Source organism: Psychrobacter urativorans, assembly GCF_904846695.1.
Lineage (GTDB): Bacteria > Pseudomonadota > Gammaproteobacteria > Pseudomonadales > Moraxellaceae > Psychrobacter > Psychrobacter urativorans.
This window is the reverse complement of the sequence record NZ_CAJHBR010000008.1, coordinates 1-25647: the sequence shown is the minus strand read 5'-3', so window position 1 is coordinate 25647 and position 25647 is coordinate 1. Positions and strand designations below refer to the sequence as shown.

Annotated in this window: 21 protein-coding genes and 1 tRNA gene; 12 read left to right on the top strand and 10 right to left on the bottom strand. The window is 41.9% G+C overall.

The window, feature by feature from the left end; genetic code table 11:
• Positions 1-87: 87 nt before the first annotated feature.
• Together JMY09_RS07065 and JMY09_RS07060 are read right to left on the bottom strand one after the other, a co-directional pair.
• The gene (locus JMY09_RS07065; RefSeq protein WP_201622895.1) at positions 88-486 is read right to left on the bottom strand and encodes an ATP synthase subunit I; all 399 of its coding nucleotides are present in this window, start codon (positions 484-486) and stop codon (positions 88-90) included.
• Between the two features lie 142 nt (positions 487-628).
• The gene (locus JMY09_RS07060; protein WP_227677216.1) at positions 629-1582 is read right to left on the bottom strand and encodes a metal ABC transporter solute-binding protein, Zn/Mn family; all 954 of its coding nucleotides are present in this window, start codon (positions 1580-1582) and stop codon (positions 629-631) included.
• Between the two features lie 186 nt (positions 1583-1768).
• Here JMY09_RS07060 and JMY09_RS07055 point away from each other — a divergent pair, with 186 nt between their 5' ends.
• The 6 genes from JMY09_RS07055 to gluQRS all read left to right on the top strand — a co-directional run bounded on the left by JMY09_RS07055 (position 1769) and on the right by gluQRS (position 7299).
• Entirely contained in the window at positions 1769-2320 is a 552-nt protein-coding gene (locus tag JMY09_RS07055) for a Fur family transcriptional regulator (RefSeq protein ID WP_201622969.1), read from the top strand.
• Positions 2321-2434: 114 nt separating this feature from the next.
• On the top strand, positions 2435-3256 hold the full coding sequence (locus tag JMY09_RS07050; protein WP_201622894.1) for a metal ABC transporter ATP-binding protein: 822 nt from the start codon (positions 2435-2437) through the stop codon (positions 3254-3256).
• Positions 3257-3348: 92 nt separating this feature from the next.
• Positions 3349-4164, top strand: coding sequence for a metal ABC transporter permease (locus JMY09_RS07045; RefSeq protein WP_201622893.1), 816 nt, complete (start codon positions 3349-3351; stop codon positions 4162-4164).
• Positions 4165-4575: 411 nt separating this feature from the next.
• A complete protein-coding gene (locus JMY09_RS07040; protein ID WP_227677214.1) occupies positions 4576-5355 on the top strand; it encodes a metallophosphoesterase in 780 nt (259 codons plus the stop codon).
• Positions 5356-5618: 263 nt separating this feature from the next.
• Complete coding sequence (gene dksA / locus JMY09_RS07035) at positions 5619-6059, top strand: RNA polymerase-binding protein DksA (RefSeq protein WP_201622892.1); 441 nt, start codon at positions 5619-5621, stop codon at positions 6057-6059.
• 235 nt (positions 6060-6294) lie between these two features.
• Positions 6295-7299, top strand: a complete 1005-nt coding sequence (gene gluQRS, locus JMY09_RS07030; RefSeq protein ID WP_379606622.1) for a tRNA glutamyl-Q(34) synthetase GluQRS — start codon at positions 6295-6297, stop codon at positions 7297-7299.
• A 116-nt stretch (positions 7300-7415) separates the two neighbouring features.
• Here gluQRS and ftsW read toward each other — a convergent pair whose 3' ends face one another.
• Positions 7416-8609 carry a putative lipid II flippase FtsW gene (gene ftsW / locus JMY09_RS07025; protein WP_201622891.1) on the bottom strand — a complete coding sequence of 398 codons (1194 nt, stop codon included), beginning with the start codon at positions 8607-8609 and terminating at the stop codon, positions 7416-7418.
• Positions 8610-8862: 253 nt separating this feature from the next.
• Positions 8863-10278: a UDP-N-acetylmuramoyl-L-alanine--D-glutamate ligase gene (gene murD / locus JMY09_RS07020; RefSeq protein WP_201622890.1), complete on the bottom strand. Its 1416-nt coding sequence runs from the start codon at positions 10276-10278 to the stop codon at positions 8863-8865.
• 482 nt (positions 10279-10760) lie between these two features.
• Between murD and JMY09_RS07015 the strand changes: the two genes are divergently transcribed.
• From JMY09_RS07015 to JMY09_RS07000, 4 genes are all read left to right on the top strand, one after another.
• The gene (locus JMY09_RS07015) at positions 10761-12260 is read left to right on the top strand and encodes a SulP family inorganic anion transporter (protein WP_201622889.1); all 1500 of its coding nucleotides are present in this window, start codon (positions 10761-10763) and stop codon (positions 12258-12260) included.
• 75 nt (positions 12261-12335) lie between these two features.
• Positions 12336-13190, top strand: coding sequence for a universal stress protein (locus tag JMY09_RS07010; protein ID WP_201622888.1), 855 nt, complete (start codon positions 12336-12338; stop codon positions 13188-13190).
• A gap of 674 nt (positions 13191-13864) precedes the next feature.
• Positions 13865-14203 (top strand): P-II family nitrogen regulator, encoded by a 339-nt coding sequence (locus JMY09_RS07005; RefSeq protein WP_201622887.1) that lies wholly within the window; start codon positions 13865-13867, stop codon positions 14201-14203.
• Positions 14204-14361: 158 nt separating this feature from the next.
• A complete protein-coding gene (locus tag JMY09_RS07000) occupies positions 14362-15624 on the top strand; it encodes an ammonium transporter (RefSeq protein WP_201622886.1) in 1263 nt (420 codons plus the stop codon).
• 132 nt (positions 15625-15756) lie between these two features.
• Here JMY09_RS07000 and JMY09_RS06995 read toward each other — a convergent pair whose 3' ends face one another.
• The 3 genes from JMY09_RS06995 to JMY09_RS06985 form a co-directional block, all read right to left on the bottom strand.
• The gene (locus JMY09_RS06995) at positions 15757-16140 is read right to left on the bottom strand and encodes a DUF2147 domain-containing protein (RefSeq protein ID WP_201622885.1); all 384 of its coding nucleotides are present in this window, start codon (positions 16138-16140) and stop codon (positions 15757-15759) included.
• A gap of 252 nt (positions 16141-16392) precedes the next feature.
• Entirely contained in the window at positions 16393-16656 is a 264-nt protein-coding gene (locus JMY09_RS06990) for a hypothetical protein (protein ID WP_201622884.1), read from the bottom strand.
• A gap of 283 nt (positions 16657-16939) precedes the next feature.
• The gene (locus tag JMY09_RS06985) at positions 16940-17914 is read right to left on the bottom strand and encodes a DNA/RNA non-specific endonuclease (RefSeq protein WP_201622883.1); all 975 of its coding nucleotides are present in this window, start codon (positions 17912-17914) and stop codon (positions 16940-16942) included.
• A gap of 152 nt (positions 17915-18066) precedes the next feature.
• Between JMY09_RS06985 and JMY09_RS06980 the strand changes: the two genes are divergently transcribed.
• Positions 18067-18157 (top strand) — tRNA-Ser (locus tag JMY09_RS06980).
• 378 nt (positions 18158-18535) lie between these two features.
• Here JMY09_RS06980 and JMY09_RS06975 read toward each other — a convergent pair.
• The 3 genes from JMY09_RS06975 to JMY09_RS06965 form a co-directional block, all read right to left on the bottom strand.
• Entirely contained in the window at positions 18536-19759 is a 1224-nt protein-coding gene (locus JMY09_RS06975) for a DUF819 family protein (RefSeq protein ID WP_201622882.1), read from the bottom strand.
• A gap of 319 nt (positions 19760-20078) precedes the next feature.
• Positions 20079-20906: a M48 family metallopeptidase gene (locus tag JMY09_RS06970; protein WP_201622881.1), complete on the bottom strand. Its 828-nt coding sequence runs from the start codon at positions 20904-20906 to the stop codon at positions 20079-20081.
• Positions 20907-20912: 6 nt separating this feature from the next.
• Entirely contained in the window at positions 20913-24305 is a 3393-nt protein-coding gene (locus JMY09_RS06965) for a type I restriction endonuclease subunit R (RefSeq protein ID WP_201622880.1), read from the bottom strand.
• A 476-nt stretch (positions 24306-24781) separates the two neighbouring features.
• Here JMY09_RS06965 and JMY09_RS06960 point away from each other — a divergent pair, with 476 nt between their 5' ends.
• Positions 24782-25411: a BLUF domain-containing protein gene (locus JMY09_RS06960; RefSeq protein WP_201622879.1), complete on the top strand. Its 630-nt coding sequence runs from the start codon at positions 24782-24784 to the stop codon at positions 25409-25411.
• Positions 25412-25647: the final 236 nt, after the last annotated feature.

Here is a 25647-nt window from a genome sequence, read left to right as displayed (position 1 = left end):
CGTCGATAATTAAATTGTAAGATTTTATTTTTAAATGTTGTTTTTAATAAAAATTAGGTGTATTACGGCTGCTGTTAGTTTATAGCATTATCTAATACGACCCAACATTAGCACATGACTTATTTTCATAACGATAAATCCAAGCAACAAGGCTGGCGCAGATAGTGGTTTTATAGTGATAAAAATAAAAGCAAAACCAAACACTGTTAGCAGCCATTTTAGCGCCTGCCCTCTAAAAAATTGGCTAACAATGCGGTTACGCGCCTGGTACCCGCTATGACTAAACATAAAGACAGCAAATACCATTTGGGTCACAAAGCTCAACAAGCCACCGATAGCGGCACTTTTTGCTACTACTAATTCGCCATTGAACCAACTGTTATCTATCAGCCAAGCCGCAACGATTACTAGCAGTAACGCCCAAGTCTGTCGCTTAAGATAAACTCTTACTTGTTGTTTTTGGCTGCGTTTGGCAGGTTGGGTCATTAGCTATCCTAAAGTGTAAAATATCAGTGCGATATTCCCTTATTCATCTAAATAAAATCCCAGTCATGATAAGGGCTAAGCTGTATTGAAGCAAGCAGAATAATGGCTGCTATCAAGTGTTTAGCTTTGCCTCCCTACCCTATCAGTTTATACAACTGCGTATTTGCTGCGCCATATCTTGCCATCCTTGTACAAAATCTTTACTCGCACTCATATCCTCCAGCTGTACAGTACTAGTCACTGGTTGCAGCTTAGCCAACAAGCCTTTCGCCACTTTACCTTGAGTCACTAAGCACATTGACTTGGCAGGGCGCTGTTCATTTAGCCAACGTAACTGGCTAGCTTTGGGGGCTAAATGTTCATCCACACTCAAGCTACCAATAAGCTTTAGCTTTGCCGCTTGCTCTATATACTGATAAGCGTCGTGATAAGCCCAGTAAGGTTGCTGCTTTAAAACCTTATTTTGGCTTGCTACTGCTTGATCCATACGCTGAGCGAATTTTTTTGCATTGGCTTGATAGAGCGACTTGTACTGCGGATTGGCATGACTGTGAATCACAGCTAGTGCACGAGTAATAGCTTTAGCATTTTCTGGATCGAGCCAAATATGCGGATCTAGAGTATTAGTAATAGGCTTACCTTGTACTTCACGTAGTGGATGTCTAGTAAAAGCCTTGAAAGCAAATAAGGAAATAGCATTGGGCGCTTTTTCTAAACTAGCTGCCAAGTTATTCTCTAAAGGAGCACCAAACCAAACTACAAATTTGCTGTCTTGAATGGCTTTAATATCACCAGGGCTGATGCTACCATGATGCCCCACCTCGCCTGCATGTAGCAGTTGCTTAGCTGACGGCGCGCCTGCTGTCACAGCTTCACTTAACAGAAAAAGTGGATAGTTACTAACACTGACCGTTGCCGCCTGTGCATTGCTCACTATTACTGAGCTTAACAGCATAGCTATTAAAACTGCTGACATTGATAATGCTTTTGCTGGCCAAAACTTGAGCCTTAGCACTAGCGATGAGAGGTTGCTCAACAGCCGTGTCACTCGTTGCTTATTTAGGATATTAGCAAAAATTTGTTGATTGTCAGACATGTGGGGTTTTGTCCTATAACTATTTTGTAAAATGCTTTTTTATAAACATTTTTTGATAAATGATAAGAAAAATTATAATGCTATGAGCGCATAATTTTATCTATCATTATGTTATACTATAACAATTGAATATGCACTATTATTTTGGAGGTCTGTAAGGTGTCCCCTACTATTTCTAATTATACTATGACTTCTTGCGCTACTAGATGTGTCGATACCGACCATCTGCATGATGTACAGCAATCCACAGCAGAAGATGTTGCTCAACGCTTAGCCAGCGCAAAAGAGGACTGCCGTAAGCGTGGCGTACGTTTCACCCTATTGCGTCAGCAGATATATCAGCTAGTCTTAACCGCCAATCAGCCGGTTGGTGCTTACGATTTGATCACCCAGCTGCAGCAAATGCGCTTCTCAGACACCGCTGCTGATAGCACAGATGGTAGCTCAGACAAGCAAACGCCAAAAAACGTAGCACCACCAACGGTTTATCGCAGTTTAGAGTTTTTATTGAGCGAAGGCTTAATTCATCAACTGACCTCGATCAACGCTTATGTGCCTTGCTGTCATCCACGGGCGCAACATACTGCCGCTTTTCTTATCTGTGAGCAGTGTCAACGGGTGCAGGAATGTAGCAGCCTGCCTATCCAAGAAATGATGATTTTTGCAGAGCAAGATGTGGGCTTTAAGGTTGCCCGTAGTGTTATTGAATTGAGCGGGCATTGCCAAGCTTGCCAATAACCTTATCAGGAACATTAGCTGCTTTTTAAGCTTGAACTTGGTAAGTTACTGTTAAATTGTAGTAACTCATCATTATTCGTTAATCACTATTCATTAACCGTTAGCAGTCATACCATGAAACAGTCTATTGCCCCTCAGCATCTTGCCATTAATTCTGCTCGAGCGCTTGACGCTAGTATAAGTGACCAAAAGCTCGAAGCTAGCCCTAAGCTACTCAGCCTAGAAAATGTCAGCTACGAGATTGGCCCACAGCGTTTGGTATCCCATATTAATATCGATATCGCTGTCAATGAGACTCTTAGCCTCATCGGCCCTAATGGGGCTGGCAAGTCCACGCTAGTTAAGCTTATTTTAGGTCTACTCAAGCCTAGCAAAGGCCAAATCGTCACTCATCAACCGCTACAATTAGGGTATGTGCCACAGCGTTTTGCCGTACCGCCTATTTTGCCATTACGAGTAAAAGATTTATTAGCGCAAGCAGATCAGCGCCGTCTAAATGCTGAGCAGCGGCAGTTTATTTTTGACAACTTATCCCTAAATCACCTATTACTACGGCAAATGCTGCATCTATCTGGTGGCGAGACTCAGCGAGTGCTGCTTGCTAGAGCTTTATTAGATAAGCCTAACTTACTGATTTTGGATGAGCCTATGCAAGGCCTTGATCCCGATACTGAGCTTTGGCTGTATCAGTTTATCGATGAGTTACCAGATTTTTTACGCTGTGCCATGCTAGTAGTCTCTCATGATCTACATTGGGTGATGAAAGGCAGTCGCCGAGTGATATGCCTTAACAAGCATATTTGCTGCGAAGGTCAACCTAGCGAGCTGGCGGTCACGGCTGAATTTCAAAAGCTGTTTGGTCATCACTATGAGCAGCCGTATGTCCATCAGCCTCATGCCTGTGAGCATCATGCGCCAAGCGCAATGTCGAGGTAGATAAACAGCTGCCTAGCTACTTTTAGCTAAGGTTAATTGTTAGTAACATTTGGCTTTTGGCTTTTAATAAAATTTAATGGACGATATTAGTTATGACTGCTTGGTTAGCTATCATTGCTCCGGCTTGGATTGCCGGTAGTATTTTAGGGTTGCTCTCAGCACCGCTTGGCTGTTTGGTATTATGGCGACGCATGGCTTTTTTTGCCGATGCTCTAGCGCACGGAACGTTACTGGGCGTCGCTCTAGCGGTTTGGTGGCAGTTACCAATGGGTATAGGCGTAGCTTTAGTCAGCATTGTAGTGGTGTTAGGACTAGTATTGGTCGATGATGAGCGCTTGCCAGTCGATGCCGTATTAGCAGTAGTAGCCGTCACGCTATTGTGTTTAGGCTTATTAACTTTGACGCAGCTGACTGATCAACAAGCCAATATTTTGGGCTTCTTATTCGGTAACTTATTAGATCTTGATTGGGCCGATTTACCATTACTTGGCGTCAGTGTAGCGCTAGGCTTAGCCTTGCTAGTTTATATTTGGCCGGCGCAAGTCAAGTTAGCGACTCATGAAGCATTAGCACGTATTCAAGGAATCGACCCTACTCGCCAGCGCCTATTCTTTATGGGGCTATTGGCTGGGTTTTGTGCGATTGCACTCCAAGCAGTGGGTAGCTTATTGATTAGCGGTTTATTAGTCTTGCCAGCCTTAACCGCACGCTTGTATTCAGCAGCACCTAAGCAAATGGTAATACTGGCTTTAGTAGTAGCACAACTGGGAGTCACTTTAGGAGTTTGGGGTAGTATTTTATTTGATATTCAAACTGGACTGGCCATTGTATTAGTGCTGGCAATCATATTCTTTACCGCTCTTATAGTTTCTAAGGTTCTAGCGGCAAGGTCATCAAGTGGTAGTTAGTGCTAGAGTATTAATAGAGCAGCACTACAGCTGAGTCATCGTCAAAGCTTGTATTACTACCAGGAACTAAAAATTTAATAACCAAAGTATTTTGTTGAACATTATTTTAGTTTTTTGCTAAATGATATTGAGTTTGTTACAGAATCCATGCTATAAATGCGACCTGTATAGAAGATATAAGCCTATACAACTGGTCTTTTAGGAATCTTGGGCATTGACTGATGACCTGAAAAATAGATTCATCAGCTGTCGTTTATTGGTATAATCAGCGCTTACTGACGAGTGCATGAACTGCTGAATATTAATTTTTGACTCGCTGATACCAGCATTATTTCGGCTTAATGAGGAGTTGATCTTATTCCGACTAACCTTGTCTACCCCATCAGAACACCGAGCAAGCATTTAAGTATTTTGCAAATTACTGATTTGCATATATCAACTCATCCGACTGCTAATGATAACCCAGCCTCTACACCGAGCTGTCAGTACGGCTTTGAATCGGTTATAAAGCAAGCCCTTAATCAACGAAGTGACTGTGACTTAATTTTAGTCACTGGCGACTTAGTAAATAAAGTCGAACCCGCTATCTATGACTATATCTATCAGGTGTTGAATGCTACCGGCATCCCTTTTGCTTGTATCGCAGGCAACCACGATGTGACCGATGAAGTAGGAGAAGAGCTGCCTTTTGATCAGCGATATTTAGTCGCTCAACCTGCTGATTCACGTCTGCTAAGTCGCCAAGTCATCAATACTGCTTACTGGCAATTACTATTAATAAACTCGGCTATTCCTGGCGAAATCGCTGGTGAAATTAGTAGCGACGATATTGATTGGCTATGCGAACAATTAACCCATTGCCATAAACCAACATTATTGGCTTTGCATCATCACGTTATACCCATGCAGTCAGACTGGATAGATAGACATATCGTAAAAAATACTGATACGTTTTGGCAACGCATGGCAAACTTTGAACATTTACGAGTGATTATTAACGGTCACACCCACCAAGAACAAATCCAACATCATAATGGGGTTACGGTCTACACTACGCCATCAACTTGTTATCAGTATAAACCCTTTGAAGAGAGCTTTACTTATGATGACAATGCTCGTCCTGGTTATCGTTGGTTGCAATTAGCCAACAATGGGCAGGTTGCAAGCTGGGTCGAAAGGTTGGATACTTGAGCGCCAATATTGTTCGTATAATACTATGGATGTAACTAAATATCGGCTATGATAGCTGATATAGGAATAAAAATACGGCTATCCTCCCTATAATGACAAAGAACTTAAGGGTGAATAAATAGCCAGACAAGCTGTATTGATTGCGTTACCCAGTGGTAAAACGTTTTGCAGGAAGACAGCGTTTAGCTTTCTATAACAGTGGTAATATTTTGTCTTTTGAGAAAGCGTTTTGTTGGATTAATTTGAAAAAATAGGATACCCATATGAGCACCCTAACCACAAATCCGAGTGATGTAAAATTTAGCCCTTATGTGCCAGCCAAAGACGAAGAGTATATGTCTGAGGCACAATTAGAGCATTTTAAAGCCATCTTGCTAGACTGGAAAGGTCAGTTAATAGGTGAGGCGGACCGCACTAAAACTTATATTCAAGATGAGTCCAGCTCTATGCCGGATATCAATGATCGCGCTACGCAAGAAGAAGAGTTCGCTTTAGCCCTTCGTACTCGCGATCGTGAACGTAAACTTATCCGCAAAATCGATAAGTCTATGTCAGAGATTGAAAACGATGACTATGGCTTTTGTGAAACTTGTGGCGTAGAAATTGGCTTGCGTCGTTTAGAAGCTCGCCCAACAGCGACTCAGTGTATCGATTGCAAGACTTTATCTGAGATGAAAGAGCGTCAAAACCAAGGTCACACCTAGACCCTTAGTATTAGCTAGGTAACCTCTTAAACTAACTGTTAAAAAAGCGACCTTATCTTAGGTCGCTTTTTGCGTTATAGCAGCCGATATTTCTATAGGCTGTTTTCAGCGCTGTTAGCAGATCAGTCACAAAACAGCTGTATTTAAGGAATATCTTTTTAGCTTTATTTTACTTATCCTAGCTGGCTCATTCTGCTACTTCTGACAGTTGCTTATTTTGATTGCTAATAATTATATTACTAGTGCTTATACTGCTAGCACTGCACTTCCAGCTACGACTACTCAAGCGCTGCCGCGTCCTATTGGTCGCTTTGCACCCTCGCCTACGGGTGAGTTGCACCTTGGCTCTTTGACTACAGCGCTAGCTAGCTTTTGCCATATCAAGTCTTTGGGTGGGGACTGGCTCTTACGTATGGAAAATACTGATACTGAGCGTTGTGATGCCCAGTTTAGTGAGCAGATACTATTAGATTTAGAGGCTTTAAGTTTGCACTGGGATGGCGATGTTATCTATCAGTCTGAGCGTACTGACATCTATAACGATTATCTAGCATCGAACCTGCGTCCGCTAACTTATGGCTGTCAGTGCTCGCGTAAAAGCCTAGAAAATTTTTGGGCACAGCAGCAATCAACAGCTACTCCACTTAATGATAAATACTCAATCGATAGTTCTATGAGCCTTCATCAGCCTGATCGGCAGCGCTACCCTCGCTGTTGTATCACTGCTGATCTTGATGAGCATCAGCATAAGCTGCGTATACAACTACCCGATTATGACATGGGTTTTATGGATCATATTCAAGGGCTACAATGGGCTAATCCCCAGCGAACCTTAGGCGACATGGTGGTGCGTCGACAAGACGGTCTGATTAACTATATCTTAGCGGCTAGTATTGATGATGGCTTGCAGCAAGTGACTCATGTGATGCGTGGCCTCGATATCTTACCGATGACTACAGCGCAGATAGCTATCATGCAGGCAGCTAAGTTGCCAGCTATTGATCACTGGTATCATTTGCCATTGATATTCAACGCTGAAGGTCAAAAGCTTTCTAAGCAGAATTTGGCACAGCCTATAGATACTAGCCAGCCTAGTGAGTTACTAGCCACTGCCTTACGCTTACTGCAGCAACCCGCTGTGGATAGAGATACCCCTGCACGTATGTTAGCGCAAGCCGTTACCCAATGGGATAATGCGCCGCTACAAGGCCAACAGCAATTGGCTGTAGTCGAAGACTAAAAGTGTGCTGAAAAAAAACGCCGCTATTAACAGTAGCGACGTTTTTTGATAAGTATCTGGTTTTTCTTTATAGCGTTATAGATAGAAAATTAAAAGGGAAAAAAGTAGTGCTGAAATTAGAAATAACGGCACTGGCTTTTTTCTATCTCCGGGCTTTCTTTATAAATCTTTAATAATAACGCTATCATCACTAAGCTGATCAACATGGAAGAGCCGCCGTAACTGAAGAATGGCATAGTCAGACCTTTAGTTGGCATCGCACCCATGTTCATCGCCGCATTAATAATGGTCTGAGCAATAAAAATAACCCCAATACCAAAAGCGGTATAGCTCATACGCATCTGCCGACGTTTAAGGGCGTTATAACTGATACGCATAGCGCTACCAATGATCAGCGCTTCGAGTAACAGCACCATAGTCACCCCAACGAAGCCTAACTCCTCACCAGTAATCGCTAACAAGAAATCCGTATGAGCTTCAGGCAAATGAGATAGCTTCTGTACGCTCTCACCATAACCTACGCCAGTGAACTGACCACGACCAAAAGCGATAAGGCTACGTGCCAACTGATAATCAGTATCTTGAATATCGTCAAAAGGGTCTAAAAACGATAGAGCGCGCGTGAGTCGATACTGCACTAAGGTTACGGCCAAGACGCCAAGAGCTCCAACTACCGCACCTAGTGCTAAGAACTGCTTATAAGGTGCACCAGCGATATAAAAAATCGCAAACACAGTGCCCACTATAACTACCAATGAGCCAAAATCAGGTTGCAACAGTAATAGCAAAGTTAACATGCCTATGACTAAGGATATACGCAAAAACCCATCCCAACCGTTGCGCACTTCAAAAGAACGTCGAACCACAAAATCAGAGACAAAAACAATAACCACTAACTTAGCAAGCTCAGCAACCTGAAAGTTGATAAACACTAAATTAAGCCAACGTTTAGAGCCATTAATAGGCGTACCGAATAAGGTGGCTACTAATAGCAAGGCCGTTATGCCCAACAAGATAAATTGAGTTCCTATCTGATATAAGGTCTTTAGCGGCACTAGATAATAGGTCAACACCGCTGAGAACACGCCTATACCCATATATAGCAGCTGACGATCAAAGAAATGTAACTCAGTCATACCACGGCTTAGCGCAAAAGGTATCGAAGCAGACGCTACCATGAGTAGGCTCAACACCATAATACAGCCAACGCTAGATAGCAGTATAGAACGTACTGACGGCAGCGAAAGGACACCATCTGAGCCAGTGGTTGCTTGAGATTTAGAAAATTTATTAAGAAAGGAGAGCGCCATAATATTTAAACACACTAACGAACGAACGAAGAACACGGCGCCTAGCCTATATAAGAAAAAGACGCCACCGTTTAACGATAAACAACCTGCTTGCTGCTAAAAGCCGTTTTTGAGAGCCAACGATCTTTGCTACAGCATAGCTCTGGGGATAACACCGTCTTTAAAGCACAGTAGCAGTAATAGCTTGGCAAAACAATGGTTTATGCTAATACAATGCTACTAGCTACTCATATACCACTATGCCTTAGTAGTATCAGTTGTTGCAGGCAAGCTGCTTGACCAGCTTTGCAAAATACTCACCGCGTGCTGCATAGCCACTAAACTGATCAAAGCTGGCGCAGGCAGGAGATAATAATACGGCTTGTACTTGCGATAGACTACTCTCAGTCAGCTGCTGGATAATAATAAAAGCGTTGTCCAAAGTTTGACACTGATGCAATCTAACCTCGTCACTGAGCTTGGCGGCGCGCAACTCCTGTTCGATCCGAGCACTATCTTCACCGATGCATAAAACTTGACTAACATATTTATTGATGTGATGACTCAAATCACCAAACTGCTGCGCCTTGCCTTGACCGCCTAATATCAAAAGTAACTTGCCATCTTTGGGCGCATATACTGCACCTAAGCCTTCGATAGCAGCTATTGTTGAACCTATATTTGTACCTTTAGAATCATTGAAATAGTCAATACCTGCTACGGTTGCTAAGTACTGACAACGATGCTCAAGGCCAGTGAACTGCTGCAGAGTGTTAAGCATACTCTCTAAGGGTAGACCTGCCAGCTCACCGAGCGCTAGCGCCGCTTGCGCATTAAGCAAATTATGCCGACCTTTGATCCGCAGCTTATCTGCTGATAACAGCAGTTCAGTGCCGCGTGCCAAATAAATCTGTCCATCAGGCTCAGTAATAAGTCCAAAGTGGTTTTGGTCAGGCGCATGAATACCCGTACTTATACGTGGTAAATTGTCCGCCACTAAAGGACGAGTTAATGCATCCTCACGATTAATCACTACTGACTTTGCGCCTTGAAAGATACGGTGCTTAGCTTGATGATAGCCGAGCATATCACCATGGCGATCCAGATGGTCAGGCGACATGTTAAGCACAGTGGCTACTTGTGCGCCTAGATTAGTCACTGTCTCCAACTGGAAGCTGGACAACTCAAGTACTGCTAACTGCATATTAGCATTGGCTAATAGGGTCAGTGCTGGTACACCGATATTGCCACCCACTCCAACATCAACACCAGCATCAGCAGCCATTTGTCCTACTAAAGTAGTTACTGTGCTCTTAGCATTAGAGCCAGTAATAGCTACTATAGGTACATTACAAGCTTCGCAAAAAAGCTGTATATCGCTGACAACAGGAATATTAGCTTGACGAGCAGCAGCAACCGCAGCCGTAGCTAGTGAAATACCAGGGCTAATGATGATACGTGCTGCCTGTAGCAGTAATTCAGCATCGATCTCTCCAAACTGACGTATTTCGACTGCTGCGGGCAATTGATCGGCCAGTTTTGGTGCACTTTGGTTGTCAGTTACTGCCACTCGATAGCCTTGTTCGGCTAGATAACGTGCTGTCGAGAGCCCTGACTGCCCTAAACCAACTACTACTTGTAGGCCACCGCCTTTTTGAATTAGAGTTTCTGTTGTGGCAAGGCTAGTCATATTTTATCCTTTTATACTGCTGGTTATACTACTAGTTGGGTCTTATTGCTCCGTTGCATGGCATCATAACGCTATCGTTCATGTTTCGATACTGCTTTTTTGCCACTTTATGCTATTATGCGCATACTTTTATGGCCAATCGACAGCCATTAATTACTTCTCTATTAATACTATCATTATGTATGGCTGACACCCGTTTTAGCCTACTTCGTCATAGCTACTTACGCTTCATCATATTTTATCATTAAATATACTGTAACGACTCAGTAGCTATAGTCATTATTTAGGCTTTATGCTAGTTAATCATGCTTTATCATTGGTCTTAGCATTATTAGTCTAAATGATCTTGCCCTAGTGCTCGATAGTATTGATCTATTGAGCTACGTGGTAGCTTATTGAAGGCGGGCCATCCTCTATGATGGATCATCGCTCGCTGTCAATAATGATTACTTTTTTTGCCTTTAACTCTATGCAGTTTACTTATGACATCTTATATTGATAGCTTACGTGACGAATGGTTTTCTAATGTACGTGGTGATATTTTATCAGGCACTGTGGTTGCATTAGCGCTGATTCCAGAGGCCATCGCCTTCTCTATTATCGCTGGCGTTGATCCAAAAGTAGGCTTATATGCTTCGTTCTGTATCGCTGTAGTCATTAGCTTTGTAGGTGGCCGACCAGGGATGATCTCAGCGGCAACTGGAGCTATGGCTTTAGTGATGGTTGATCTAGTCGCTGATTATGGCTTACAGTATCTATTAGCCGCCACCTTACTGTGCGGTGCTATGCAGATTGTAATGGGTATCCTAAAGCTTGGCAACTTAATGCGTTTTGTCTCACGCTCAGTAGTGATAGGTTTCGTCAATGCTCTGGCGATTTTGATCTTCGCCGCCCAGATACCAGAACTAAATCCGATGACTGAGCGAGTAGGCTTGACGGTCTATATCATGACCGCTGCCGGGTTAGCTATTATCTATCTGTTTCCGTTGATTCCTAAAATCGGTCGTGTGCTGCCCTCCCCCTTAGTATGTATTGTCGGGCTTACCGCAGTCGCTATGTACCTGAATTTGGACATTCGTAATGTGGGCAGTATGGGTGAATTACCTGATTCGCTGCCTATGTTTTTGTTGCCTGATATTCCTCTAAATTTAAATACCTTACTAATCATTGCTCCTTATTCTATTACCCTAGCGATTATTGGTCTGCTTGAGTCTATGATGACGGCTACTATTGTTGATGAGTTGACTGATACACCTAGCAATAAGAACCGTGAATGCCGTGGTCAAGGTATCGCCAACGTAGTTGCTGGCTTCTTCGGTGGTATGGCGGGCTGCGCGATGATTGGTCAGTCAATGATCAACGTAAAATCAGGGGGACGCACGCGCCTATCAGCCTTGATAGCTGGTGTGGTACTTTTGATTATGGTGGTATTCTTAAGCAAATGGGTCAGTCAAATACCGATGGCCGCTTTAGTAGCTGTAATGATTATGGTATCGATTGGCACTTTTAATTGGCAATCTATTCGCGAGTTTAAAACCCATCCGATGTCTTTTAATATCGTTATGTTAGCGACGGTGTTGACTACTGTGTTCACCCACAATTTAGCTTATGGTGTAGGCGTGGGTGTATTGTTATCTGCCTTGTCATTCGCTAATAAAATAGGTCAGTTCTTAACGGTCTTTAGTGAATATGATGATAGTAGCAACACTCGCTATTACTATGTGCAAGGACAAGTATTCTTCGCTTCAACGACTCAGTTTTTGCATAGTTTTGATACTAAAGAAGCCTTAGACCATATCGAGATCGATGTAAGCCAAGCACACTTTTGGGATATTAGCGCTGTCGATACTTTGGATAAGCTAGTGATACGCTTGCAACGTGAAGGCATTGATGTCAAAGTAGTAGGGCTTAATAATGCTAGCCGTACTTTGATTGATCGCTTTTCTATCCATGATCGTCGGGACATCGGCTTGCTTGATTAACAGCTATTAATGAATGGGCGTATATGAGCGCTACGGTTTGCCTATATTTACCTTGCCAGATGATGTGATGGTGTTATGAGTAGTTTAAAAACAGATAGCGTTATCGCTTGTTTAGATTGTCCTGATCATGTGCAGTCAGTGTTGGATGCTAGTATGTGGGCATCTAAGCGTATGCAAGCGCCGATAGGTCTGCTCCATGCAGTGCCTAGTATGCAACAAAAAGCAGCCATCAACTATTCTGGTTGTCTAAATGTCAATGATGAAAGCTACTTGCTCGATCAGTTTGCTAGTAAAGAGCATCTCAGTAACAGTGAGCTAAAAGCCCACGGTAGGCTGTTGTTATACCAAGCAGCGTCTTATTGCTTAGAGCATCAACCTAAACGTCAGACTTATACTTTGCATAGGCACGAAAATCTAAGTGAGAGTATCGATTATATCGATGACATAGCCCAGCTGGTAGTTATTGGTCATCAAGTCACTTGTAAATCGACCTTATGCCAACTGATTCGTCTTAGCCACTGCCCTATTTTGGTGACTCCTGCACCATTTTTGCCCCCAACTACCGCCTTATTTGCTTTTGACAATCGTCCTACTACTCATAAAATGCTCAATTGGCTGTGTAAAACGCCATTAGTGCGCACGCTGACTATACATATCGTTATGGTCGGCAAAGAGAATTCTGAAAACTGTGATGCTTTAAGAGAAGCCTATGCTCGTCTCAAGCAAGCGGGCCTTAGTTGTAAGAAAAAGCTATTAGACTGCCGCGATGTCAGCGCTGCTCTTACCTATTATCAAAGCGAACATAATATAGGTCTGCTAATGACTGGCGCCTTTGGACAGTCACGCTTTCGCGAGCTACTGCAAGGTAGTGATACTAAAAAACTGCTAGGCAGCACTAAAACTCCTTATCTACTCTTCCCAAAATCTTAGTACTGTAAACACTGTTAATAATTTCAGCTTTATGCCCTCTTCACTTCGATGCTGTCTTTTGATAATCTCGTTTGATACCCTTTTTTGATAAGCGCTCAATAATAATCAATCCCTAGTAGCACTTATTTCTATGCTGCTATGGTTGCCCCTATTAGCAATCGATCAGCAACCAGCTAGCAATCGATCAATGACCAGCGTCTGCTATTATTAACCGTCCAGCTAAAGCTTTGCTTGCTCTAGATTATTATCCGCTCTAATGCTCAAGCCCTAGTACTGGACAATCAGCCCTGCCTCTACCTGAATAGTAAGTTGAACGCCTACCATTAAGCGCTTGCACTCATAATCAGCTTTTTATCCAGTATCTATTTTTAGCAAATCATCACAGGATACCCTCGCAAAAAGTTACTAAAGTTGGTTATAATAAAACCTTCGCTCGGGGACTGCCGGCGATAGATCAACCGTATTTTCATAGCACTCGTACCCTTTAAAATGCCGTTATAGGCATTTTATGCTGTTATTACTAAAATAATTTAAGACTGCTTAGTTCAAACGTACTCACCCCTTTTGAGCATGTTTGGCACAATTCTTGAATGAATTATAGTGAGCACAGTGGCGGTACGATGCACTAAAGCGCAAGCATCAGCCTGCGACATCACTTAGATAAGGAAATTCTCATGAAGCTAATCACTGCTATTTTAAAACCTTTTAAACTCGACGATGTGCGTGAAGCTTTGTCTGACATTGGCGTAAAAGGCGTTACTGTCACTGAAGTTAAAGGTTTTGGTCGCCAAAAAGGACATACCGAGCTTTATCGTGGCGCAGAATATGTGGTGGACTTTTTACCGAAAGTAAAAGTCGAAGTGGCGGTAATTGACGAAATGGTTGAGCCTGCTATCGAAGCCATCACTCGCATCGCTAGTACTGGCAAGATCGGCGACGGCAAAATATTCGTGACGGCGCTTGAGCAAGTTATTCGTATTCGTACCGGTGAGTCAGGTCCTGACGCTATCTAACAGCATTAACTATTTCTGAGCTTACTCTATAGCGCTTATTACAGTCCACTAATAAGCCCCTATAAGTAGTAGCTCTTGGCTGCGATCAGCCGTCGATCTTACTATCGATAGCAATCCCAGCACCGAACACTGCATTGACAATTCAAGGGGGAATTAATATGCAAAGTCAGATTTTCGAACTACAGTACGCGCTTGATACGTTTTATTTCTTAATATGTGGCGCCTTAGTAATGTGGATGGCTGCTGGCTTTTCTATGTTAGAGGCTGGCCTAGTACGCTCCAAGAACACTGTTGAGATCTTAACCAAAAATATCGCACTTTTCGCTACGGCTTGTACTATGTACATGATCTGTGGGTATGCCATTATGTATGGTGGTGAGCTGTTTTTGAGTGGCATTGCTGGCGATGAGAGCTTAGTTGCTGATGCCTTGACTCAGTCAGCGAGCAGTGGCTTTGCTGGTGACTCAGTATATTCAGTAGCCGCTGACTTTTTCTTCCAAGTGGTTTTTGTGGCGACTTGTATGTCTATCGTTTCAGGAGCTGTTGCTGAGCGCATGAAGCTCTGGTCGTTCTTATTATTCACGGTAGCTATGACTGGCTTTATCTATCCTTTAGAGGGCAGTTGGACTTGGGGTGGTAAGGATGTCTTTGGCTTATTTAATTTAGCTGATATCGGCTTTTCCGATTTTGCCGGCTCTGGTATCGTTCATATGGCTGGTGCTGCTGCCGCACTCTCAGGGGTGTTGCTGTTAGGGGCACGTAAAGGTAAGTACGGATCTAGAGGAGAAATACGAGCGATCCCTGGAGCTAATCTACCGTTAGCGGCGCTTGGTACACTCATCCTATGGATGGGTTGGTTCGGCTTCAACGGTGGCTCAGTACTGAAACTAGGTGATATCGCTAGCGCCAATACTGTAGCTATGGTGTTCCTAAATACTAATGCGGCGGCAGCGGGAGGCGCTGTCGGCTCTCTGCTACTGGCTCGTATCATTTTCGGTAAAGCCGATCTAACTATGCTCTTAAATGGTGCATTGGCAGGTCTAGTGGCTATTACTGCAGAGCCAGCAACGCCATCAGCATTACAAGCAACGCTGTTCGGTGTAGCAGCTGGAATCATCGTAGTATTAGCTATCCTTGCTTTGGACAAAATGAAAATCGACGATCCTGTAGGGGCTATTTCAGTACATGGGGTGACAGGCCTGTTTGGGCTATTAATCGTACCCCTCACTAATCCGGCAGCGACATTTATAGGTCAGTTCGTTGGCGCTATTACTATTTTTACTTGGGTATATGTAGCCAGCTTAGTAGTTTGGGTAATCATTAAGGCCCTAGTTGGTCTGCGCATCTCCGAAGAGCACGAGTATGAAGGGGCAGATATAGCGGAATGTGGTATGGAAGCCTATCCTGAATTTACTAAATAGGCTGCAACGATTGTAATTACACCATAAGGCATAAACAAAAACCCCGCTAGACCTATAGGTTTAGCGGGGTTTTAATCATTACAATCTAAATAAGTAAACTTTAAATAAGTAAAATCTAAATAGACCTATTACTTATTTCTTTTTCCAAGTTTGGCTACGAGAGAACGGTCCAATATAACCTTTTAGATCTAAAGTATTACCTTTTAGATTAGCAGTCATACGGTAAGTTTTGTTTTTAGCAGGATCAGTAATGTTACCACCACTGTATTTGCCATTACCGTCTGCCTTCAAACCAGTGATTACAGTAGTACCAATATATTGTTTGGCCTTCTCTGTTGAACCACCAACTAGCTTACCCGTTAATACGCCATTAGATTCGGTGATTTTCACTAGACCTTTAGGTTGGCCTTCATCAAAAGTTTGCCAAGTAGTATTGTGCAACGGGTCAGCGGCAAATGCCATAGTAGCCATACTGATTCCAGCCACTGCTAACACAGATTTCGTAAATAATTTCATAAATCGACTCCTTTCGTAAGATGATTATTCAAAATGTTAACTTTTAAAACAGGGTTATACGCTTATTATATCCTTTGCCATCTTCTAATTATCGATTAGTCATCTATTAGTTGTTTATTAAAACGCCTAATAATAATTAAAATAATGAGCTACATAAACGTAGGACTAATTCATTATAAGCAAAATTATAAATTTGCCTAGTAATTTTTTTATAGAATATTATTACTACAAAATCAAAACTATATCAAATAGTTACATAAAAGGATTATCTATATTTACGTCTGATCGGTCACTTTTTAATTTTGACATTGACTCGTCATTACTGTTTTTATCAGAATCTGAGAAAGCTTGTAGGATTTTCTCCGTTAAGCGATGCAATTGCTCCGCTTGCTCACGTCCAAGCTCATTCAAATGCAAATCAAGGTCGCCATAAATAATAATTTTGTCCATTTGGTTTTCGATAACTAGCTCACCAATTTGCATACTTTGATGATCATTAGCAAAAGGTTCAATCATTATTTTCTCCTATCCATTAAGCCATTAATCAATAACTTGTCGTTAAAAGTATCGCAACACTTGGCTTAGCTTTACGGGTTCAGTATTGCCATTACCAGCCTTTAAAAACGGCCTTTAGCTGCTCACTGTCCTCATGGACTTTGAGTACCTACCTTTAGTTAAGGGTATATTTTTAATAGTATGGTTAAGCCAGTTGAAGACGTGGCCCTACTCCTAAAAACTAAGCGGTTTTATTTTAACTATATTCTAGCAGGTGTCAATATTAATAGACAATTATTGAATACTAAGCCTTTAATTGCGTTAATAGCCAGTCGATAATAACCATGACAAACACCATCCATTCAGGATCTTTATTAACAGTATTAGCATCGTTGCCATTATCGTTATTGTTATTATTGCTATTAGCAGGATCCATTTCATTACCTGCCTTCAATGGCAAATCCAAGGCTTTTGACTTGGTCTGATGATCTAGCAGTGGCATAACGTCAATACCTGTCTGCGCTGTCAGCTCATCTAAACTAATAACCTCTATGCGCTCAGACTCATCATTAGGAGCGTAATAAACCCCCGCTTGGTTGATAGCTGGAATATAGACTGCTTTGTAAAAATGACTAGGTACTAAGACTCGCTGTTCAAGTTGCTTAGCTTTTTTATCGGTGAACGCCACCCCAGTAATGCTATAAACCTCGCCATACTGTTGGGTTAGATAACGAGTAGCCGATTCAATATTACGCCAAATATAACGATTATTACGCGGTGACTGCGGGGCAATATTAGCCAAGCTAAAGCTGTCATACTGCTGACTGCGATTGGCCATATCTCCATTGGGCGCTAGATGACCTCGGTCATAGCCTGAACCTGAATAGTCAGCGAGTTTGGCACGCATAGAATTTGGTAAGCGGCTCTCTTCATGAAAGCTGTCATCACGATCGATCAGCTTCGCTTGCGTCAAACGCTCACGAGTCAGATATTCAGCTGACCATAACGGTGTTCGTGAGATGCCAGAATACATCACCGCAAAACCATCGAAGCATAACGCTTGAGTATTTTTGCTAAGTTTACTGTTTTCAGTAAATTCAGGATAAATCCCAGCGTAGAAAGACTGGTTACACTGCGCCAAGTCATCAGCATGCGCCACCGATAACCCTGATAGAGCAACGATGGTTATGCTCATAATGCTGATTTTAAGAGTTGCTGTAAGCTCAGTTACAGTGCTTTTTTTACGGTTTACGGTTATTAGCTTACTGTTGGTCGTCATCTAACTCTCTATCTCTCTATCGCTGTTCACACTTAGGGCCTATCCTAGCAGGCGCTGACCAATAAAGAAAGATAAGCGCTATTAATCAAAATCACTGTCGTCAAAACCGTGACATTGTGGCTGCTATCGGCTATACTAAGCCGTCTAAAAACGGTGAAGTGGGTGAGTGGCTGAAACCGCACGCCTGGAAAGTGTGTATGCGTTAATAGCGTATCGAGGGTTCGAATCCCTCCTTCACCGCCATATCTTTTTCTGCTTAATCCAAAACTCTGCTTTACTCTTCTGCTTTGCCCAAAAAACATTATTTGAAACCTTTGACAGTCTAAAACCTTTGCTAGTAAGACTTCTAGTCTATGCTTATTGTATTCTGCTGTCTGAAATATTGTTGTTTAATGCTATTTATCCTACCTGTTTTATTTATCTACTTCTTCACTCCATCCACAGGCTATACGGTGGCAAGATTGGTAAGCTTAAACCGACTGTTATAGCTAATGTAATATAAAGCCAGGTTTATCAAACCGTTTTCAATATATTTAAAAAAGCTAATACAGACTTCTGACAAGCAAAAAAGCAAAAACCGACGCTGATAGCATCGGTTTTATACTTATACATTGATAGTTTTTACATACCAATTTGAGTGACTATAAAATAAATAATTGTGCCTACGTAATTGCCAATCACATAACCTACAGTACCAATAACTAGGATCGGGCCTACTAGATTAGTCCAACCCTTACTAATAGCTAAAGCTGCTGCAGTGGTAGGACCACCGATATTAGCATTGCAAGCTAGTACCACCTCTTCAACATTAAACTTAAATAATTTACCTATACCCATAGTAATAGCTAAATTAACCATAGCAATTATAAATACAAACACAAATAATAGCGGGGCTTTAGTGACAATCAAACTAATCGATGCAGGAATACCAATGACTACAAAGAACAGATAGATACAGTAAGTACCGAGCTCTTGACTGCCATTAAGATTCTCAAAAGAGTTTTTAAAAATAGAAACTACTACGAATGTTATAGTTGTTAATAACAGATATTTATCAGTGATCAAACTGATGATAAGGCCAAGCACAATATTATCACTAGTACCCAACACCGCCTGTAAAAATGCTGATAGTTTGAATGAAATCAATACGATTAACATTGATGATGCTAAGCAAATTGCAATATCTTTTAAAGAGATGAGGTTAGGTTTCCAGAACGCTTCTGACAACGTGCGACTATTTAGCATTTCTGGATTTTTTTCAATTGCATCCGTATGCGGCGAACCCCATACGCGGCGTATAATAGGTATACCCGCTAAGCCAATAAGTATTAAGAAGTAAAAGGCCATCATCATATTGTCAGCTACGATAGTAGCGGCATTAATGCTCTCACTTGGCGCTAATTTAGCCGACATGGCGGCGTAATTTACCCCACCACCACTATAGGATGCTGAAATCATACCACTAACTTTATCTAGTTCTGGAATATAGTGACGTAAAGCCAAAAATGCTAAAACAGTACCGATCATGGTAGCTATCGAAGACGTTAAAAATAGTAGTAGAAGCTTCCAACTTTCTTTAACCAGAGACTGTATGTTTGTTTTGAACAATAGTAAAGGTATGGCTAAAGGAACGATATAACCCCAAACGATGTCGTATGTAGGGGCATCTATTGGAATAATTTTCATGTTCGATGCCGCAATCGCAATCAATAGTGCGATGACAGCGCCTGGAATTTTACTAGCCCACTTATAGCGCTGTTCAATGAAAATAGCAGAAGTTGCGGCAACCATAACGAATGTCCACAACGCTAAATGATCATCAGCCTGTATTAATGTTTGCATCATGTTCTTCCTTAAACCTGATATGTAAGTTTCTCACAACTAGTAATTATTATGCATTAAGCAGATACAATATCTCAATGAGCTGCACTGTAAATTGCATGTTTTTGCTTGTCGTTACAGGCCCAAAGCCGATTACCATAATCAAAGTGCCGCCATTGAGTGGTTAAGGTAGTAAAACCAACTTGAGTCATGACCGCATATAGCAAACCAATACTATCTATTTATCTATAGGTCGAGTTAAATAAAATATACTCCATCTTAAGCTAAGACTCTTGTCTAAAATTCAGACTTATATATCTTAATAAATCACTCTCAACTATCTTCACTCATTCAAATAAAGCTCAGCCATCCCATCAAGCCTAGCCTTGACCTCTTTCCAATTCGGCATCACTTGCGTTAGTAAGCGCCAAAATTGCTCGCTGTGATTGTGCTCAGCGATATGACATAGCTCATGCAGAATGACGTAATCGATGCATTCCTTTGGCGCTTTGACTAAATGCGGATTGAGTATGAGAGTGCCTTTTGTCGAACAACTACCCCATTGTTTCTTCATTGCCAGCAGTCTAAATGATGGTATCTCTTCAACCCATGAAGCTTTGGTGAGCATAGCTTTAAGCCTAGCATGGAAGAGATTTTTTGCTTTATCTTGATACCATTGATCAATAAGGCTTTTTACCTTGTTCGCTCGTTCTTCAGCTTCTAGTTCAGCATCGCTTTGCGAAAATTCTACATTCAGCTTACCGCGACTAAGCTTAACAGGGTTATTTATAACCTCGTTATTTTCTACATTGATGAGCACTTTTAACACATAACGACGACCCAGATAAAACTGGGTCTCACCGCTGACATAACGCTTAGGTAGCACATGATCTTGCTGCTTGGCGAAGTCTTGTAGGCTTTGCCATATCCAGCGCGCACGCTTTATCATCGCATCATAGATTATTGCATCTGTAGCATCGATAGGAGCAGTAGCAACCACACGTTGATCAGGATGTACTTTGATAACGATTTTACGAGGTTTACTCGGTTTACTCGGTTTGCTTTTTCCGGTAATAAGCGTATCGTTTTTATACTGCTCTTTTACGGCTTTATGCACGACTTCATAGTGAATTTTTTCTTCACCATAATAAATTACGCCGCTTTTAACCATTAGCCATCACCCTCTTGTTGCTCTGGGGATTTTGGTCTCTCTTGAGAGTCCAAGACGGGTAATCTTCAGCACGGCTTCTATAAGCTGTTGCGCTTTATCAATACCTAAGTCAGCAAATAGCATCGGCAGTAATTTGACGCTGATAGCGTTCTCAATCTGCGCCGGATTGATAGAATACTCAGCTACTGCGGTATTCACTACCTCATCAATCTTAAAAGCGTAAGCAACCAGCTGCTCATTATCAACACCTTTTTCGGCAAACGTAGCATCGCTATCGTCGTTAAATAGCTGTTTAAACAAACCAAAATACGCCTGCGCATGTTTGTTTAAATTGCCAGAGTCATCGATAAACTCATTCGGTATATCAGCGACTTTACGCTCATCAACTTGTTGCTCAAGACCGAAAAACATCATGTATTGCTTCACTGGTGCATCGAACATTGCTTTGGCATCTTCAATCGCTTGCTTAAGTAGCTTAGAAAAATATTCTTGCGCATAGGGATCATCAGCCAAATCTTGCTCAATCATTCTAGTGACACGACCAGTGATCTTATCGGTTTGATTACGGGCTTCATCGTCACTTATTGCCTCAGGCTGAATGTCTTTTTCTACCTTGCCGGCATTGCCTAGGCCATCGACTAAGTAAACACCTTTTGCCTCACGCACTTCAAGCCCCGCTATATGCTTATCGAGCAAGCTGCGAATATCCGCTTCATATTCATCGTAATCAATGGTTTCATCAGCGTCCGCGCGTACTTGTTTGCGCAGATTAACGAAGGCTTTTAGATCGGCTTTGTAGCGATCACGCTTACTATCCAATGAGCTGTCTGCAAAAAAAGACGCTGATTGCAAAGCAATTTTCATAGCATTAGAAAAGTCAGTTAAGGCGGCATAAAAGTCATCACGTTCTTTAAGCCTAGTATCGACTACTCTGCCATCGATATCTTGCATCTTAGGGGCTAGCACTTGTCTTAGTGCTTGACCATCTTGTTTGTTCTTTACTGATGAGAAGATAGCCCACAGCTCACTATGCAGCTTTGGTAGTTGCTTGTACTCAGTGTCCATGCTGTTATACATGCCCTTAAGGTCCTCAATATCGAAGCCCCCTTGCGTACGCTCGGCAAGATCCTGGTACTTCTCAATGGTGATATCCAGCTCTTTTAAGATGCCACGATAATCAATCAGATAGCCAAAGCGCTTCTTCTCATGCAAGCGGTTTACTCGTGCAATGGCCTGAATGAGATTGTGCTGTTTTAACGGCTTATCGATATACAGCACGGTATTCTTCGGCTCATCAAAGCCCGTTAATAGCTTATCAACGACGATCATAATGTCAGGACCATCGTCCTGACTAAAGGCTTCGATAATGGCTTTGGTATAAGCTTTTTCATCGCCACCATAGGTAGGTGCAACATTGGCTTGCCACCAGTTTTGGACGATGTCTTTTGATTCAGCATCGACCGTTTCATGACCTTCACGAGTATCAGGTGATGATATAGCCACCGCCGATGACACTTTGCCAATCTTGTCTAAGGCGAGCTTATAGCGAATGGCAGAGGCTTTAGACTCACAAGCCAATTGTCCTTTTAGATGCTGCTGTTTAAAGTTTTGAAAGTGATCAGAGATGTCGTGAGCGATCAGCTCAATGCGACCTTCGGTTTGGTAGATTTGACCCTTTTGTGAGAATTTACGTTTGAGATCGGTCCTTTGATCGCTAGTGAGCTTTTGGGTGATACGATCAAACCAGCTATCTATGGCTTGATCATTGGTATTGAGCTCAGGGATACGCTCTTCGTATAACAGTGGGGTGACGGTTTTATCTTTCACCGCTTGCTGCATAGTGTAGGAGTGAATAATGCTACCGAATTTGTTTTCGGTCTTATCGTCTTTAAGCAGTGGCGTGCCCGTAAAAGCAATGAAGGCGGCGTTTGGCAGGGCCTGGCTCATACGAATATTGTTCTCACCGTTTTGGCTACGGTGACCCTCATCGACCATGACAATGATATTTGGGCTGTCGTTATAGCACTCATCATACTTAACCGCTGAGCCAAACTTATTAATAATAGAGAAGATGACGCGCTCATTGCCATGCCCGATTTGCTGAGCTAGACGGCGACCAGAGGTTGCCATGGCATCGGTTTTGTCGCGATCACTTAATACACCGCCTGAGGCAAAGGTTTGGCTGAGCTGAGTCTCAAGATCGACACGGTCAGTGACCACAATAACCCGGCACTGTGCCAATGCTTCTAACCAAATAAGCGCTTTGGAGAAGAACACCATGGTAAAAGATTTACCACTACCGGTGGTATGCCAAATAACTCCGCCCTCACGGCTTCCGTGCTCATCGAAACTGCTGATACGTTTGATCAGGGCTTTAATACCAAAGACTTGCTGATAACGGGCAACAATTTTGCCCGCCTTTTTATCAAACAAGGTAAACATGCGCGTCATCTCAAGCAAACGCTCAGGCTTTAATAAGCTAATGATTAAGCGGTCTTGATCGGTAACAACTAAGTCACCGCCATCAATTAAAGCCTGATATTCATTTTTAATAAAGGCAGGACGATGATCAAACAAACTACTAATCTGCTCATCATTAAGCTTTTGGTTTTTTAGACGATGAAACTCAGGCTCTTGGATGTCTTCTTCGACCCATTTTGCCCAGAACTTCTCAGGCGTTTTACAGGTTCCATAAAGACCGTCATGACCATTGACTGCTAGCAATAGCTGGCTATAGGCAAATAGATGCGGAATTTGTTTTTGACCTTGATTACGGATGTGCTGGGAGATAGCTTGAGCGTTAGTCGATTGCCCTTCTCTATTAGAATCAGGGCGTTTGGCTTCAATGACTACTAAAGGCAGACCATTCACAAAGCAGACGATATCAGGAATAACATTGCCTGTACCCTCGCTATTTTGTACTACAAACTCTTCGGTAAAGTGAAAGCTATTATTATCGATATGCTCCCAATCTATCAGACTGATGGTTTGCGAAGTCTTTTTACCGTCGATAAACTCAGTCACCGTCACGCCATAGAGCATGGCGTTATACAGTGCCTCGTTTGCTGCCTGCAAGCCTAGATTTATGGCTGGGTTTAGCTCATGCATGATTTTATCAATGGCGCTGTCTGATAAAGGATGCGCCTGACCTTCAAATATGAAAGTTTGCTTGCCTAAGAACGCACGCATGATAGGTAACAATACTACTTGGTTGGTGGCTTTATTTGCATTCGCCTGATTAGCTAGCAGCTTATTACTACGCATGGCGTTGCATTGGTTAGGCGGAATAAACTGATAGCCCAGCGTAGTGAGCAAGGTTAAAGCGGGGATTTTTGAGCTGAATTCTTCGGCAAAGTTGATGCTTGCACTGGCGCTAATATTAGAGATTGGATTGGTCATATCTGCCCACTTTAGACATAGCGTTTGTTTGGTTGCTTGTTTGCTTTTATTGATTGTAGCCTAAAACCCTATGAAAGACTCTGTAAAAAAGGCAAAGCAAAACCGCCACCGTTGCTGATTACTTAAACAGCGCTCAGCGTGACGGTTGTATTAGCTATATATTGGTTGATTACTTGGTCTAGGGTAATACGACTATTTGCAGATATTTGCACAAATGAGCACAGTAAATCACCTCTATTACTTCCGTTAATTATCTGACCTATTTAAATGCTATAGAGAGCTTTTTAAGTAACATAAGCTGGATTACAAACCTGTTCTACTCGTTGGAAACTGTGACTCTCATTTAAAGCGAATATATATGGCAATATGGACGTTTACTAATGTTTTTCATACGGTAAGCTTGAATAAAAACTTTAAAATAGTAAGATTGATAGCCGTAAAAAACACCGCATAATACTTGGGATGACTGTACATATATGAGCATAGCCAGTTACGACATGCTAGATGAGTCTATGAAAGATGTCCTTTCAGACTCTCTGATAAGATTAATATATATTAGTGGATTAAACACTACTAGTGACTCTGTATTTAAGCATATACAGAGTCACTCAGAATCTTTTAATAAAGATAATAATATCGCAGGATTTTTGTGCAATAACGACCAAAGCTTTTTGCAATGTTTAGAGGGTACAAAGGATATTGTGTCTTCGCTTATGCAGAGAATCTTTAAAGACGAAAACCACAAAGATGTGACTGTTGTTTTTGCTAAAAAGGTGGGTGGTTATAGTTTTACAGATTGGCGTATGCACAGTCTCAATTTAGGTAATGATAATTGGGAAAAGTTTTCAAACCATACTAAGGTAAGTGATATCTCACCATTCAAACCACAGCATTGGCCCTCTTGGTTTATTGAACATTTCATCGAAACTGTAAAAAAAATCGATTACTCTGACATAAATCAGGGCTATATTACCTTTGATACTCTAGGGTATTCTGCTATTAAAAAGAAGCTGGCTCGTGATAATGTTTTGTTTTATATATTTCTTGGTTTACTAATTTGCTCTGCGACGGTAATCTTATTGTTTAGACATAATGTTATTTTTTGATGTTTATAATGATAACTATCACTCATTATAGGCTGGGTTTTTAACCAAGCGTTGTAATTTTGCAAAGTCTTAAAGCTGGGTTAAAAACCCAGCCTACGCATCGCACTGACCCAACCTTGTATGATAAAACAGTCACTAGTAGCGTACACTAATAGTGACCCTGTCAGCATAGAGTTGTGCCCAACCTTAGGCTTAAAACCTGTAGTGTAGATAAAGCCTATGCTGGCAATCCATAA

Bases quoted from the DNA above. Each gene is read 5' to 3' on its own strand.
- JMY09_RS07065 (WP_201622895.1), bottom strand. From the start codon at position 486: ATGACCCAACCTGCCAAACGCAGCCAAAAACAACAAGTAAGAGTTTAT.
- JMY09_RS07060 (WP_227677216.1), bottom strand. From the start codon at position 1,582: ATGTCTGACAATCAACAAATTTTTGCTAATATCCTAAATAAGCAACGA.
- JMY09_RS07055 (WP_201622969.1), top strand. From the start codon at position 1,769: ATGACTTCTTGCGCTACTAGATGTGTCGATACCGACCATCTGCATGAT.
- JMY09_RS07050 (WP_201622894.1), top strand. From the start codon at position 2,435: ATGAAACAGTCTATTGCCCCTCAGCATCTTGCCATTAATTCTGCTCGA.
- JMY09_RS07045 (WP_201622893.1), top strand. From the start codon at position 3,349: ATGACTGCTTGGTTAGCTATCATTGCTCCGGCTTGGATTGCCGGTAGT.
- dksA (WP_201622892.1), top strand. From the start codon at position 5,619: ATGAGCACCCTAACCACAAATCCGAGTGATGTAAAATTTAGCCCTTAT.
- ftsW (WP_201622891.1), bottom strand. From the start codon at position 8,609: ATGGCGCTCTCCTTTCTTAATAAATTTTCTAAATCTCAAGCAACCACT.
- murD (WP_201622890.1), bottom strand. From the start codon at position 10,278: ATGACTAGCCTTGCCACAACAGAAACTCTAATTCAAAAAGGCGGTGGC.
- JMY09_RS07015 (WP_201622889.1), top strand. From the start codon at position 10,761: ATGACATCTTATATTGATAGCTTACGTGACGAATGGTTTTCTAATGTA.
- JMY09_RS07010 (WP_201622888.1), top strand. From the start codon at position 12,336: ATGAGTAGTTTAAAAACAGATAGCGTTATCGCTTGTTTAGATTGTCCT.
- JMY09_RS07005 (WP_201622887.1), top strand. From the start codon at position 13,865: ATGAAGCTAATCACTGCTATTTTAAAACCTTTTAAACTCGACGATGTG.
- JMY09_RS07000 (WP_201622886.1), top strand. From the start codon at position 14,362: ATGCAAAGTCAGATTTTCGAACTACAGTACGCGCTTGATACGTTTTAT.
- JMY09_RS06995 (WP_201622885.1), bottom strand. From the start codon at position 16,140: ATGAAATTATTTACGAAATCTGTGTTAGCAGTGGCTGGAATCAGTATG.
- JMY09_RS06990 (WP_201622884.1), bottom strand. From the start codon at position 16,656: ATGATTGAACCTTTTGCTAATGATCATCAAAGTATGCAAATTGGTGAG.
- JMY09_RS06985 (WP_201622883.1), bottom strand. From the start codon at position 17,914: ATGACGACCAACAGTAAGCTAATAACCGTAAACCGTAAAAAAAGCACT.
- JMY09_RS06975 (WP_201622882.1), bottom strand. From the start codon at position 19,759: ATGATGCAAACATTAATACAGGCTGATGATCATTTAGCGTTGTGGACA.
- JMY09_RS06970 (WP_201622881.1), bottom strand. From the start codon at position 20,906: ATGGTTAAAAGCGGCGTAATTTATTATGGTGAAGAAAAAATTCACTAT.
- JMY09_RS06965 (WP_201622880.1), bottom strand. From the start codon at position 24,305: ATGACCAATCCAATCTCTAATATTAGCGCCAGTGCAAGCATCAACTTT.
- JMY09_RS06960 (WP_201622879.1), top strand. From the start codon at position 24,782: ATGAGCATAGCCAGTTACGACATGCTAGATGAGTCTATGAAAGATGTC.